8 protein-coding genes are annotated in these 14,543 nt (G+C 61.0%); 6 read left to right on the top strand and 2 right to left on the bottom strand.

Translation table 11 applies throughout. The features are described from left to right. Positions 1 to 2,164 (bottom strand): protein DpdE (gene dpdE, locus EOA32_RS07735; RefSeq protein ID WP_281013375.1); only part of this gene is annotated, 2,164 nt, incomplete at its 3' end. 1,219 nt (positions 2,165 to 3,383) lie between these two features. After that, entirely contained in the window at positions 3,384 to 3,719 is a 336-nt protein-coding gene (locus EOA32_RS38445; RefSeq protein WP_189406981.1) for a hypothetical protein, read from the bottom strand. Here EOA32_RS38445 and EOA32_RS07745 point away from each other — a divergent pair. The 6 genes from EOA32_RS07745 to EOA32_RS07770 all read left to right on the top strand — a co-directional run bounded on the left by EOA32_RS07745 (position 3,678) and on the right by EOA32_RS07770 (position 13,843). Then, the gene (locus tag EOA32_RS07745) at positions 3,678 to 5,990 is read left to right on the top strand and encodes a PD-(D/E)XK nuclease family protein (protein ID WP_189406983.1); all 2,313 of its coding nucleotides are present in this window, start codon (positions 3,678 to 3,680) and stop codon (positions 5,988 to 5,990) included. The two genes, EOA32_RS38445 and EOA32_RS07745, sit on opposite strands and share 42 nt — an antisense overlap. Next, positions 5,981 to 7,693 (top strand): UvrD-helicase domain-containing protein, encoded by a 1,713-nt coding sequence (locus EOA32_RS07750; RefSeq protein WP_128371383.1) that lies wholly within the window; start codon positions 5,981 to 5,983, stop codon positions 7,691 to 7,693. Before EOA32_RS07745 ends, EOA32_RS07750 begins: the two co-directional genes overlap by 10 nt. 57 nt (positions 7,694 to 7,750) lie before the next feature. Next, on the top strand, positions 7,751 to 9,316 hold the full coding sequence (locus EOA32_RS07755) for a 3'-5' exonuclease (protein WP_128371384.1): 1,566 nt from the start codon (positions 7,751 to 7,753) through the stop codon (positions 9,314 to 9,316). Between the two features lie 760 nt (positions 9,317 to 10,076). Beyond that, positions 10,077 to 11,393 carry an ABC-three component system protein gene (locus tag EOA32_RS07760; protein WP_245499199.1) on the top strand — a complete coding sequence of 439 codons (1,317 nt, stop codon included), beginning with the start codon at positions 10,077 to 10,079 and terminating at the stop codon, positions 11,391 to 11,393. Next, entirely contained in the window at positions 11,394 to 11,906 is a 513-nt protein-coding gene (locus EOA32_RS07765; RefSeq protein ID WP_128371385.1) for a three component ABC system middle component, read from the top strand. A gap of 23 nt (positions 11,907 to 11,929) precedes the next feature. Continuing rightward, positions 11,930 to 13,843 (top strand): DUF3732 domain-containing protein, encoded by a 1,914-nt coding sequence (locus EOA32_RS07770; protein WP_245499200.1) that lies wholly within the window; start codon positions 11,930 to 11,932, stop codon positions 13,841 to 13,843. Positions 13,844 to 14,543 lie beyond the last annotated feature (700 nt).

Raw genomic sequence — 14,543 nt, forward strand, 5'->3', positions numbered from 1 at the left:
GATCTAGCGCCGAGATTTCTCGCTCGATCTCGCCGTGTTCGCCGGTGCTCCTCGCCGTGAGATCAATGAGCCCTTCGGCTCCCTCGACGAACAGCGGAAGCGCGAAGCCTCGCATAGTGCTCTCCAGCAGATATTGTAGGCTCGCCACCGATCGGTCGAAAACTTTGAGCGCTGTACCGAGATAGCCCACCCAAGCCATCTCAAAAGGATCGTCTTCGCAAGCGAACACGACGGACCGTACGGCCTGGTCGGATCCATAGCGATCAGCGCGACCTAAACGTTGCTCGATCCGATTGGGATTGAACGGGACGTCATAGTGAACCACGACTTTATTGCCGCCCTGAAGATTCAGACCCTCTTCCGCCCGTCGATCGCAAACCAGAATGGGGCGGTCGATGCTGTAGCTAAAAGCCCTCCACAGATCGCTGCTGGGGTCATGACGGTCGACGACGATACCCAGTCTGTTAGCGATTCGGTTTGCCAGGAGATCGGCAGTCTTGGCATCAGAACAGAAAACGATGCACTGCGAGCTTGAACTTATAAGCGGCTGCAACGCCTCAATCAGTGCGTCCGCGCGATCCTCGAACAAGCCAGGGCGCCCCAGGCACCGGCGGACCGCCTCGAACCGACTCTTATCACTAATTTTCCCGGTCTGCTGTGCCAGAAAACTGATTATCCCAGCGCCGGAACTCGGATATTGCGATACGCGATCGAGCACGCGCCAAAAGGTTTTCGCACGATCCGCCCACAGTGCCTCGCTGCCAGCTTCATCGAGCTTTGTCGACTCGCTGAATCGCCAGTCTTCCATTGCGGCGGTCAAAGCTGCCCGATCGCTGCTGCGATATCGGACGATCTCGGCCCCCAATCTATCTGGCGTTACTCCGCTGACGTTTCGACGACGATGGCGCAAGATACGACGGTGCAGCCGATACACTTCGCTTAGGTGGTCATGCAATCGATCGATTGCCTCTATCAGCGCCGGGTCACTCTCGTCTGGCATCGTATCGACAACGGCGCCGAGCTTCGCGACGTGTTCTAGTAGCAATTCGTCCTCGGGAAACAGCCGGCGCAATTGATCGATCACATAATCGAGAAACAGTACATTTTCTGTAGTCAGACCGGCGACAATTTCTGCCAGTGCCTGCCGGCTCTCGACCTTGCGGCGGAACGAGTCCTCGCCATCGAGTGGATATGTCAGGGGATCGAGGAGGTGGAGCATCCTCAGAAATCCGCGCTCATTATGAAGCGCTGGCGTCGCTGACAACAAGAGGACGCGCTCGATTAGTGGAGCGGCGCGGGCGATATCTTGGTAGATGCCCGCCGCATTCGCAATGCCGAGGTCAATCAGGTGGTGCGCCTCGTCGATGACGAGCATCGTCGCCTTAGATAGAATCGCTCGAATCTGGTCATGGTCGTCATGTGAAATCACATGAATACTGCGATCGAGGTGGCGCCTTAGAAGAAGCTTTTCAGAAAGCTCCGCGCGCCATTGGCTGACCAGTGGGGCAGGAACCGCCACGAGAATCGTGCAATCTTCTTTCAAATCGAGAACGCATTGGCGAATAAGGACGCCCGCCTCGATCGTCTTTCCGAGGCCCACTTCGTCGGCAAGCAGGTAGCGCTGCACCGGATCTTGCAGGATCCGACGTACCACCTCAATCTGATGCGGTTCGAGTTCGACAGCGCACGCAAGCAGCGCGGACATCCCCATTGATGCGGCCCGCTGGGACACCTGTGATCGGACAAACGCGCTGCGTCCATCCGAAAAGCCTGGGCTCTCGCTGATTTTGCTGGCAAGGAATGGTGTTGGGTCCCCAATAGGAAGTTCCCACCGCACGAACACAGAGTTGCATTTCAGCCGTTTGGAATTGCGTTCGGGAAACTGGATGAGTTGGCTTTCACCGCTATCTTTCAGGAGGTGGCCAATTTCCCACGCCCCAGTAGCCTCATCGAAATGATATATGCGCGTCTGCTCCGGGAGGAGTACGTGCTCTATGTTGTTTTCGCCAATGTTGTGGACCAGAGGCTCCGATGTCGGCGAATCGAAATACTCAACAGACCGCAGTGATCCGCTCTGGCCAACTAGTTTTCCCACCCCGAGGGAAGCATACTTCCCTCCAATTGCTCTAACAAACACGGATTCGCCGTCCCCCCGACCCTTCATTTCATTATGGTCTGGATTTGCATTCGTCTAGTGGCTCTCCTTGAAATCGGTACGAAGCGCCACTCTCAAACGAAATCGGGCACTACTTAGGCCCAGGCGCCGCAGGTCGGGCGTGACTGCACCACAGAAGACGTCCCTCAGGAAATGCGCTGTTAGCTAGTACGCGTAAGTCGTGAGGCTGTCCGTACGCACTGCCAAGTTCCTTCCGCGATCCACGTGCAGAATGCAGTCCTGCGGGGCGGCGTTTAGAATATGGGACGAGTGACTTGCGATGACGATCTGTGCAGGCAGCGAATTTAAGAGCGCAACCAGCCGTTTCTGCAATGTGGGGTGCAAATAGACTTCAGGTTCATCAAGCATGATGGTGCTCGCATCCCTGGCGCTGTAGAGATACGCTAACCGGACTGCCCCGGATTGGCAGACATTTCCCAGCCTCCGTCTCTGCCATCGCCGACTATCGCCTGCCGCAAATCCCGGTCACGCTCTCCGCTGGCTATGAGTACGATCAACCAAGGCACCGAGAATGACATTCGGAGAAACTGGGCGTGAACACCTTCCTCACTGGTCTGCGCTTCACCTTCGGCTCCAACAGCCTCAAGGAAGAAGAACGCAAGGGACCAGCTTGGTCGATCTCGCCTGTCAATCTCTAGTGGTCTTATTCTGATATCTGCATCCCGCGGTACAAGATCGTAGTTGACGACATTGCGGCACGCGCGCTGGCGCCCGCACGATTGGGCGGGCTGCTCGAAACCTACACGAAATCAAGCAACGAGCGTGCTGGACAGATCAAGGATGAACTGGCGCAACTACGCCATTCCCACAAGGAAGCGGAGGTCGCTCGGGCTCGGCTTCGCGCTCTAGGCATGGATCGGCGGGGGTACCAAAGCGGCCGCCGCAGGCTGTGGATTTTGGGAAGAGGCCGCATCGATTTCGTGAAAGACCGAAAGATCAAGCGGCTTTGTGCTCTGCGCTTCCCCTACAATCGCGTTAAAGGCAGGCGGCTTCAGCATCTTAGCGTGGGCACGTGCGCACGGCTTCAACGTCCTGACTTAATTCCGGACAGCGACAGATAATTCTGGACGGTACAGCGCTTTCTCGGCGCCTGGAAGGTTTTGACCGCTTGGATTCCGTCGCTGTGCATGTTCGATTGCTGCATCAAACCTCAAAGACGGCAGCGAAGCCAATACCGAACCCGATGCAGCGCCAGACCGTGATCGTTTCAGGCCTTCTGGCCTATCGGATGCAGCGTGCCGCGGCGGCGCGCGCCAACGCCATCGGCCTCGAAATCCTGATGCTGCCTCAGCTTGCCGCCCGGCTGTGCGGCGGCTTTGTCGAGATGGCGCCGTCCGAAGTGCTGTTTCCCCTGATCAGGGCGGCGCTCGCCGAAAGGGGCTTCAGCAAGTTCAACGACATTGCCGGCTTGCCTGGCATGCCCCGAGCGGTAATGGAGGCTTTGCGGAAAATTTGGAATGCCGATCAGGACCTCAAATCCCTCGCCAAGCGCGGCGGGCAGATGGCCGACCTCAAGCGGATCGAGACCGAAATCCGTCGCCAACTTCCCGCGGCTTGGCTGCTTCCCACCGACCTGCGTGACCGGGCCGTCGCGCGTGCCGGCAAAGCGCCAAAGCTCCTCGGCGCGATCGTGCTCGACGGAATTGTCGATATCGAGCCGCTCTGGCGCCCCCTGATCAATGCCCTGGTACCTCATGTCGAGTGGCGGACCTCAGGAAAGGTCGACCGCAAATGGTTTGCCGGGCATCTGATCGAGCACCCCCTGTCTCCTCCGAAATTTCGTCGGGTGGAGGCGGTGGCCGATCACCGCAGCGAGGTGGTCGAAGCGCTGCGCTGGGCGCGGGAGTTCATGAGCACCGGCACGGTCTCAGCTTCCGATATCGCTATCGCCAGCACGTCGCTCGACGATTACGACGAGCACATGCTGGTGCTTCGCAGGGAAGCCTCGCTACCGATCCACTTCGCCGGCGGCATTCCGGCGCTGTCGACTGCGGCCGGCCAGAATTGCGCGGCGCTGGCCGACATCCTCTTACGCGGCCTGAGCCAGGATCGTGTCCGCCGGTTGCTGCTCGGGCTACCAAAAGCCGGGGCCCTGAAACTCCTGCCGGCTGACTGGTCGCGTGGCATTCGACCCGCCGCGTCGCTGAACAATTTGGTGCAGTGGGAAACGGCACTGTCCCGAACACGGGAGCGCCGCGTCGACGTCGACCTGGCCGAGCGCGTGCTGTTGCCGATCCTGCGCCGCCTAGACAAGGGGATTGGAGAAGCGCTCGAACTGGGCGAGCTGCTGCTTGGTGCTGACGCAAAGGAGATCTGGAAGGACGCGCTGCGGGCGTCACCGGCCGAGGCGCTGGCCATGTCGTTGCAGCATCTGCGGGTCGCCGATGCGAACGACGCAGCCAATTCGGTCGTCTGGTGTTCGGCCTCTCAGCTCGCTGCCAGCCCTCGTCCAGCTGCCCGGCTGATCGGGTTGTCGGTAAGGTCATGGCCGCGCACTGGCGGCGATGATCCCTTGGTGCCGCATGATGTGGTGCCGCGGCGCGAGCTGCAGCCGCGATCAGTCACCGAGATCGATCGCACCAGCTTCGACATCATCACGGGCCATGCCCGGCACCTGGCCTTGTCGCGCAGCCGCCGTTCGGTGCGCGGTGGGCTGCAGGCCGCCAGTTCGCTATGGCCCAAGGAGGAGGAGGTCGAACTGGCGCGCCTGCGCGTGCCGATACATTGCTTCTCGGAAACCGACCGACTGCTGTCGCGCCCGACCGACGCGCTTGCCGACCCCAGAGTGTCACGGAGTCGTGCGAGGTGGCGAGCGGCGACGAGCGCTGAACTAAACCCGTTCGATGGGTTGGTTGCCCCGAACCATCCGGTCATCCTGCGGGCGCTCCAGCAGCCGCTGTCCTCGACCGCGCTTCGGCTACTTCTTCGCGATCCCCAGGCATTCGTGTGGCATCGTGCGCTCGACTGGGGGCCGAGGGAATTCGCACGCCTGCCGCTTGTCTTGAACGCGGCAAGCTTCGGCGAGCTGGTGCACGAGCTCATCGCTGCGAGCGTGCGTCAGCTCGACCGGTTGGGTGGGATCCAAAAGACCTCGGCCGACGAGCGCCACCAGGTTGTCAGCAACGCGGCTGCCGCCATCGAAACGTCGTGGCCGCTCGAGCGAGCAGTGCCGCCGGCGACGCTTTGGGCCAGCACGATCGGCAAGGCCGTCGATCTCACTCTTCATGCGCTTAGTGTCGACGAGGATCTGCCGCATTCCATCGACACTTGGACCGAGCTCAACTTCGGCGGCGCCCCGAACCCTGCCGGCGCGCCGTGGCCCGAGGAGCTCGATGTCGTCCTCGATGGCACCGGCGTCCGGGTAATCGGCCGCATCGACCGACTTGACCTGGCGAAGTCGGCAAGTGTGGCGCGGATCACTGACTACAAGACGTCCAAGCCCGAGCGATCTCCCGACGACTTGGTGATGGACGGGGGCAGGGAGCTCCAAAGGGTGCTCTATGCAATCGCCATCCGGACGCTCGCCCGGCCGGGCCGTGTCGTTGCCCGATTACTGTATTTGGGCACCCCGATCACGACGAGGCCGCTTGAGAGCGAGCGCCTCGACAAGGCCATAGCGGATTTGTCCGCCTTCGTGATCGCCGCGACCACTGCCCTCAAGAGCGGGTTCGCCATTGCCGGCCCCGACGCTTTCGACAAGTACTCAACCTATCGCCTGGCGAGGCCTGCTGACCTTCAGGGCTACCTGGCCGACAAAAGTGCGGCGCTCGCCGTCGCCAATGCACCTCTCGAGGGCTGGCGCTCATGTCCGTAATCGTCCCGGACCAGGATGCACGCACTCGCTGTGTCACCGATTTTTCGACCAATCTCGTGGTCGAGGCCGCGGCGGGCACCGGCAAGACGACGCTGATGTCGTGCCGGGTGGCGATGCTATTGGCCGGGGGGCATCACCCAGGCACCATAGCCGCCATCAGTTTCACCGAGGCCTCGGCTTCGGAGTTGGGCAAGCGCATCCACTCGGTGGTCGAAGAGCTATTGTCGGGCAACGTGCCGCTCGAGCTCAAAGCCACCTTGCCGAATGGTCTCAGCGCCGAGCAGGAGAAAGCGCTTGAAGCTGCAGTGGACCACCTCGACGAGCTGACGGTGACGACGATCCACTCGTTCTGCCAGCAGATTATCGTCGACAATGCGGTCGAGGCCAAACTCGACCCCGGCATCAAGGTCGCCGACGAAATGGCGGCGGACGCCATGTTCGATCAGGCGTTCTCGGACTGGTTCACTGACGCGCTCTCGAGTGGCAAGACGCTCGATCGGGCGGTAGTTGTCCTGACCGAGGACGACCCCCTCGAGGTCGAGCGAGAGCTACGGGACCTGGCTAAGATCCGCCGGCAGCACCGCCGGGCACAGCCGCCGCGTCCGGATTTATGGGCGCGGCCTGATATCGAGCTGGTGGAGGCAATCGACGCCTATGCGCGATGGGTTGCCGACCACCCGTTCGACAAGAAGACCAATGACTACGTCGCCGGTTTCGACCAGCTGCGCAGCTATTGTGATGGTGCGTTTGCCGGCGAGGTGGATTTCGACACGCTGTGGCGGCTAAGCCGGCCGCCGCGGATCGGCGCCATGAAATGGAAGAGTTTCGAATTCGAGGCTTTCCAGCGTCCCGGGCCATTCAAGAAGGCCCGCGGGGAAAAAGAGGGTGTCCGGCTGCATGGAGAGGTGCTGACGCTCTATGGCGCGGTCGGCGAAAAACTGCTGGCGCTCCTCGCCCATACCGGCAGCCGCATGATCTGGCAGTTGTCCGGATCGATGCAGGCGGCGCTCGATGCTTATGATGAGATGAAGCGGCGCGCTGCAGTCATGGATTTCGAGGATCTGCTCGAGCATGCCCGCGACCTGGTGATCGGCAACAAGCAGGTCCGGGACAAAGTCGCGACGCGGTTTCCGATCATCCTCGTCGACGAATGCCAGGACAGCGACATCCTCCAGATCGAGATCTTGTTCGCCATCGCCGCCGACGGGCCAGTCAGCAACTGGCGGCAGGCCCGGCTTCGGCCCGGCGCTCTGTTCTTTGTCGGCGATCCTAAGCAGAGCATCTATCGCTTCCGGAATGCTGATATCGCCGCCTACCGCGCAGCCCGCGACCTCATCATCGGCCAGCCCAATGGGGCGCTGGTGGCAATCACCGCGAACTTTCGGTCCCGCAGCTCGATCATCGACTTCGTCAATCTGAACTTCGCCGAGGTGTTCGACGGTGGCAGCCAGCCAGCCTATGTTGCCCTCCATCCAACCATCAAGCACCAGCCGGCAGTAATGCCGCATGTGGTCCGGCTGTCGATCGGAACCGAGGACGAGGGGCCTGGCGAGGTCCGGCGGCTCGAGGCGCATGCCGTCGGAGAGATATGTGACCAGCTGATCGGCCGGCTGCCGGTGCGCCAGAAGGATGGCAGCCAGCGGCCTGCACGGGCCGGCGACATCGCGCTGATGGCGGCGAGCCATACCGAGCTCTGGCTCTAGGAGCAGGAACTGGAGCGGCGCCGTATCCCGGTCGCCTCACAGGCCGGCAAGGCCTTGATGCGCCGGCCCGAAACGCTTGATGTGCTGACGCTGCTGCGGGCGCTGTCTGACGCGACCGACAAGCTGGCATTCGGCGCATTGCTGCGCGGGCCGATCATTGGCCTGAGCGATGCGGAGCTGCTCGATATCGTCAATGAGCTGGGCGAGTGGAAGGATGGCCGCCCGCCCGATCTGAGTTTGCTTACCGATGTCAGCGGCCTCAGCAATGATTATGCGAAGTCGGCGATCGAAACCCTGCAGCAGCTGCGACGGCGTTCGTTCGCCGTCCCGCCAGCGCAACTGCTGTCCGAGGCGATCGAGGCGCTTTTGATACGGCCGATCCTCGCGGCCCGCCACGTCAGCCGGAATGCCCGCGCGATCATCAATCTCGATGCGCTGGTCGAGATGGCGCGCCGCTACTCGGTCTTCGGCCTGTCGAGCCTCGTCGAGGAGTTGCAGCAGCAATGGGAGCGCGGCGCCACCGTGCAGGAAGCGCGAAGCGACAGCGTCGAAGAAGCCGTGCAGATCGTTACGATGCACAATTCGAAGGGGTTAGAGTGGCCGATTGTGATCCCGATCGGCACGGCGACCAATTTCCGTCAGCCCTCGAAGTTCGTTCACCAGCCCGGTGACAACACGCTACATTGGGTGGTGGGCGGCGTGGCACCGGCTTCGCTCGATGCGGCCCGCAAGGAGGAGGCGCGCCAGCAGGCTCTTGAGCGTCAGCGGATGTGGTACGTCGTCTGCACTCGGGCACGGGATCTTCTGATCGTTCCCAACCTGCCGACATCGCGGGCCGCGTCCTGGTACCGCGCCGTGCGGCTCGACAAGCTCGAATTGCCTGAGGTCAACCTCGATCTATTGCCGAACGAGGTCGTCGAAGATCGCCCGGCAGAGGCCAATCTGCAGACCGCCGAAAAGTTTGCGGAGGAGGCCGCGATCGTCGCCGCGAGCGCTCCCGAGCTTCGGTGGCGTCAGCCAAGCCTTCATGACGCCGATCGCGCTCCGGCGGTCATCGATCTGCCGCCATCGAGCGAGCTGACCGATCCGGCGCCACCACCGATCGGCGCCGGCCCGCTACGTGGAACGCTGCTCCACAAGCTGGCAGAGGAGGTGATCACCGACGAGTTGACGGTTACCCCCGAGGCTCTGACCGTTCGCGCCGGTGAGCTGCTGACGCAGCTGCGCTCGCAATTTCTGGGCCAAGAGATTGAGTTTCCGGACCCCGCGCAAGCCGCCACTCTGATCCGCGACACGTTTGCGATCGAGGACGTAGCCACCCTGCTACCGTTTCTCGAAGCCGAAGTTCCAGTTTGGAACGCCGACGGTGGGATACTCTTGGCTGGCCGCGTGGATGCCCTGATCGTGCGCGAGGGCAGGGTGCTCGGTGTTCTCGACTGGAAGTCAGACGTGAATCCGTCACCGAAGGTCAAATCTGACTACGCTGTACAACTCGACGAATACATGTCGGTCACCGGCGCGATCGCCGGAGCGTTGGTGTTTATGACAAGCGGTGAGCTGATCTGGATAGGGGACCGAGAAGAACTTCTTGCGCAACTCACACCTGCACCACCTGCCATATAACCAGATAAGGTGAAACGTATTCGACAGAAGCTGCTCGAGCTTTCTATGACTGCAATTCGCGACGAACTATTTACGGACCCTCTCGGCAAGAAGGTGAATCTTGCGGGGCCGAGGACGAGTCTTTGGCGCGCAGCTGTTAGAGATATATACTTGGAGCGAGGCTTTAGGGCGGCAAGTCACGAGAAGGAACGTCCCGCTTTGCACCCTAATCGCGGACGTTCAGGCAATCGAAGCAAATTCTCGAAAGCTGCCATGCCGCTCGCGGTATCAAGGTATCGAAACGTGCGGATTGCGCATTGACGGCATCTGAGTCGCCAATTTTGAAGCAGAGATAGAGAAATGCCTGTTGCGGACGCGCTGCTGGCGGCTCGTCGATACCAGCCAAGGGTCAATGACCGGCGGCTTTAGGTCCTTCATCGACCCAGTCGCTCAAGAAAGCTTCGACGTATCGTCGAACTCGCACTCTCCCAAGGTCGTCCAGGATAGATCGGAAAAGCGGAACTCCCGCGAACAACTGGCGGGCAGGATGGGCCGGTTCGACGCGGCCGGGACCGGCGTCTTCGGTGTCGGCCTGAAGGTCCTCTTCGTTGGCTGGCTCTAGCAAGATGCGGGTCGCGGACTTGGTCAATAGCAACATCCGCAAAGCTGCCAGCACCGACACGGACAACTGATATCGTATCCCGCCAACGCGGCCTCGGCGCCTAACGCTGGTGCGCTGGCGGCTTTTTCTATGTCTGTTACGGAATGCTGAACCCCTGAAATGATCGCCCTAACGCAAACTATCCACACCCAGAATCCATTCAACGGGCATTTTTTGGTGGCGAACGTGCGCGCCGTGATATTTATTTCCCAAGTATTGGGAGGGGGCGTGAGCAGTAGTTCCGACAAGCACAGTGTCGCGCAGGTCGCGGCGGGATACCTCTATCAGGCGCGCCTCGCGTTGTCCGAAGCGTTGAAGTACGCCAACGTCGATTCCAGCGTCGAGGTCTCTATTGAAAAGCTGGATGACGTATCATTCGAAAAGGACGGTGCGGCCATCGATCTGCTCCAGACCAAGCACCACCTCCACCAGGCCGCGAACCTCACCGACGGGTCGGTCGATCTTTGGAAGACGCTCGGCATCTGGGCCGAAAAAACTAAAGATGACCCCTCTCTTCCCGGGAGGACTCGATTTGCGCTTGTGACCACATCCGCCGTGTCCGAAGGGACAGCCGCCCATCTCCTCCGCCCGGCCACGATCGGCGAGGGGCCGCGTGACATCGACAAAGCGCACGAATTGCTTTCGGCCGCTGCAGCGGCGTCGAAAAATGCTGCGATTGCAAAATCCATCGTGTCATTCACAGCGTTGCCGACCGCGCTCCAGAAGGAATTGCTTTCAGCCGTACAAATCCTGGACGGTGCGCCGCTCATTGCGGACTTGGAAGCGGTGATCGAAAGCCAGATTGCACTTCTCGCGCCACGCGGCAAAGCGGCCCTCGCCCGAGAACAGCTTGAAGGTTGGTGGTGGCCGCGCGTCTGCGCGCTCCTCCAGTCGACATCTCCAGGAACGATCGCCGTGACTTCGCTCGAACAGAAACTCGACGAAATCCGGGAGAGCATGAAGCGGGACGCGTTGCCGCTGATCATGGATGATGCGGAAGTCAACGACGCTGAACTCAGCAAGCTGGATGACTTCTGCTTCGTTCGACAACTCCGCGGCATCGGCTTAGGACAGCGCCGCTTGGAACTTGCAAAGCAGGACTATTACCGCGCCTTTGCACAGCGCTCCCATTGGGTTCGCGAGAGCCTTGTGCTGGATGATGAGGTCAGCCACTTTGAGCGCAATCTGATCGAAGAATGGCAGCCGCGCTTTGAGCAAATGCGCGACGGCCTCACAGCGGGCTGCGGTGAGCCTGAGCTCAAGCAGGCCGGTTTAGGACTCTACTCGTGGGTCGAGAACGAAGCCCGCTTTCCGTTCCGCACGCTCACCAACCGCTTTCTCAGTGTCGGCTCCTATCATATCCTCGCAGACAGGTTGCGCGTGGGCTGGCATCGCGACTACGTGACACTTTTCGCTAAGCAACTGGAGGACGCGTAGATGTCCTCCTCGCGCTGGAGCCTCGGCTGGTCTGAGCGGCCCACGGAAGAGGCCAATAACTTCAATCCGGCCTTCTGCGGAGAATTGCTCTGCAGAAGCGTGGGTGAGTACTACAAGAAGGTGGGGCAGCCCATGAGCGTTGCGCTTGCCTTCGTCGTTCTCCCGCTCGCGCTACACAGGGGATCGCGCGACCAACTGCCAAAGATGGCGAGCACGGCTTTCGCGGGGTGGGTCGCGACGCACGACAACATCATCGCTGAACTTCCCTTGCGTGTGGAGCGGCTCCGTCCTGTCGTTCGCGAGGCCATGATCTTTTCGATCCGGCAAAACCGCCTGGCCGTTCAAAACGGCGGGCTTGTGCCCGGATCCTCAAAACTTTCGTCAACCACCAAGGCTACCATCAGCACCGACGATACCGATCAGGCGCGGAGCGCAGCCATGCTGCTCGGGCGCTGGTTTGGTTCGCAGGGTGATGCGCCTTCGGTGCTTCAGGGCTTCGGGGTGCTGCCATGAGTCTGCAAATACGATCGATCTCCGTGTATTCGCCAGAAGGCGAGCGTCGCGACGTAGCCTTCAAGCTTGGGGCGCTCAATATCGTCACCGGCAAGTCGAAGACCGGCAAATCGGCACTCCTCGATATCGTGGATTATTGCTGGGGGCGAGACGAATGCACGGTGGCCGAGGGCGCGATACGCCGCACGGCATCGTGGTTTGCCGTCCTGTTTGACCATGACGGCGAGGGCATCCTGATTGCCCGGAAGAACCCTGGGCCTGCCGGCAAGAAGAGCGACGAGGTCTTTTTCAAGCGCGGCGTCGAGGCCGTACCTGATACAGACGCGGACTTCGAAAAGAACATTACTGAGGAGGGACTGCGGGCCCAACTGTCGTCCATTCTCGGCATTGCCGAGAATGTCAACATTCCCGAGAGCACGTCCACACGCGACCCGCTCCAAGCCTCATCACGGCACGCGATCTTGTTCTGTCTGCAGAACCAGGACGAGATTGCCAACCGCCGTTTCCTTTTCCACCGCCAGGGTGAGCAGTTCTTCCCGGCGGCGATCCGGGATTCGTTGCCCTATTTCATGGGCGCCGTCGATGAAGATCACTTCCTCACGGTCAAACGGTACCAGGACGCTCGCACGCGCCTACGCAGGCTGGAGCGTGATCAGGCGGAGGCGGTGGCACTATCGCGACAGACGTCCTCCGCCGCGCTGGCCCTGATCGATGAGGCGCGCCGCAGCAGGCTGCTGCCCGCTGGCGCGGCGCCGCAAGACACGCGCGCTGCCGTCGCCTTGCTGCGTACTGCGGGACGTCCGGCGGGCATGGACTTCGAGAACGCGGGGGGCTCCGGTGCGGATCTGCCGGCGCTGGACGAACGTCGGCGCGGCCTCCTCACCGAGCTTCAGGAAATCCGGGACGAAATCGGGGATATCGAGAGGCTCAATAAGGAAGCCTCCGCATTCGAAACCGAGGCGAAGGAGCAGGAGGCGCGGCTCGCCTCCATAGGACTCGTCGCCCATGACGGGCATGGTCCGAACGATGTCTGCCCGGTTTGTGACAGTCGTCTGTCGGTGCCCGTGCCGTCCGTAACGGAAATCCGGGCCTCGCTTGCGGGTATACAGAAGCAGCTTCAGTCCGTGCGCCGGGACGCGCCCAGGCTGCAAGAGCGGATGGCGGCACTCGAAGCGCGCCGCGCGGTCGTGTCGGAGCAACTCCGCGGCGTCCAGGCGAGCATTGCGCAGCGTATTCAGGAGAACGAGCGTCTGCGCGCGGCGCAAAACCAGTTCGTCGAACAGGCACGTGTCGCGGGACGGATCGCTTATTATCTGGAGAACGCTGACACGACCGCGCCCACCAGTCAGCTTCCCAGCCAAATCCGCGCGCTGCGCGCAGAGATGGAGGCGTTGCAGCAGGCGCTGGACGCCAATGCGGCCGAAGAGCGGCTGACAACGGCGCTCAATCTCGTGGGTCGCGACCTTACCGCGTTCGCGACAGATCTCGGCCTTGAGCACGGCAATCATCCTTTACGGCTGGACCTGAAGAACCTCTCCGTCATTGCCGACACAGATGACGGGCCTCTGTCCCTCGCGCAGATGGGCAGTGGCGAAAATTGGGTCGGCTATCACGTTGCGGCACATCTCAGCCTCCATAAACTGTTCCGCAGGCGCAACCGACCTTTGCCGAGGTTCTTAATGCTAGATCAGCCGTCGCAGGCGCACTACCCACCCGACCGCGATCAGAATGGCCTTATCGAAGGGCTTGCCGACGACGACCAGGAGGCTGTGCGCAAGCTGTTCAAGCTGCTGCACCGCTTCACCGATGACACGCCCGACATGCAGATCATTGTTTCCGACCATGTGGAATTGCTCGATGAGTGGTTCCGTGACGCGATCGCCGAGAGGTGGCGTGACGGAATTGCGCTAATTCCGGTGTCGTGGCTGCAGGATTAAAGCACGATGTCGAAAGAAGGCCGGTGGCACCGGTCAAACAGGTGCGCTGATTCTCGCCGGAAGCCCGCCTCGCCGTGCTGAATGGCAGACTGCCGGCTGAGTCTCCCGTTGTTCATATTTTGTGCTTCGAAAGTCGCATAAAGGGCATTCATTATGGCGTCCGGAATTATCTGTCGTCGGTAGGGGCTAGAGTTCAGAATTATCTGTCGTTGGCCGGACTGCTAAGTGGATGATATCGCGCTGCTTTCGCCCGAAGAGGTTGCCAATGCCCTTCGGACAACAGGTTACCAATGTGCGCCAACGACAATCAATTCCCGACTGGCCTTAAGGAGATGTTTTGATTGAGCTTATCCCGGGCCCGATTGGTAACCTAAGGCCACCTAATACGCGCATTGGTAACCCCCCAGCGACGGGTTTGGTAACCCTCATCGACCAAGATCCCGCTCTGCGCTGCGCCCACAATCGCGTTGTGACAGAAGACGTTAGCATCTCAGCGTGGGCACGTGCGCAGGCTTCGACGTCCTGACTCAATTCCGGACAGCTGCAGTTAATTCCGGACGGCACACTGGAACGCGCCTTATGTGGGACGTTCAAATCACGCTTGCGACCGCCTTATAGCGGACCGGCGGCTGCCACCCTGGAGGTCGCGTCACGCCACTTCCCGACTTTCCGCTGGCCTCAGCGATGGTCGCAAGCCGCC

This window comes from Mesorhizobium sp. M1A.F.Ca.ET.072.01.1.1 (genome assembly GCF_004023325.1).
Classification (GTDB): domain Bacteria; phylum Pseudomonadota; class Alphaproteobacteria; order Rhizobiales; family Rhizobiaceae; genus Mesorhizobium.

What these genes read in the sequence shown, in the direction of transcription:
- EOA32_RS07745 (WP_189406983.1), top strand. Translation starts at nt 3,678, where the DNA reads ATGGCCGACCTCAAGCGGATCGAGACCGAAATCCGTCGCCAACTTCCC.
- EOA32_RS07750 (WP_128371383.1), top strand. Translation starts at nt 5,981, where the DNA reads ATGTCCGTAATCGTCCCGGACCAGGATGCACGCACTCGCTGTGTCACC.
- EOA32_RS07755 (WP_128371384.1), top strand. Translation starts at nt 7,751, where the DNA reads ATGCGCCGGCCCGAAACGCTTGATGTGCTGACGCTGCTGCGGGCGCTG.
- EOA32_RS07760 (WP_245499199.1), top strand. Translation starts at nt 10,077, where the DNA reads ATGATCGCCCTAACGCAAACTATCCACACCCAGAATCCATTCAACGGG.
- EOA32_RS07765 (WP_128371385.1), top strand. Translation starts at nt 11,394, where the DNA reads ATGTCCTCCTCGCGCTGGAGCCTCGGCTGGTCTGAGCGGCCCACGGAA.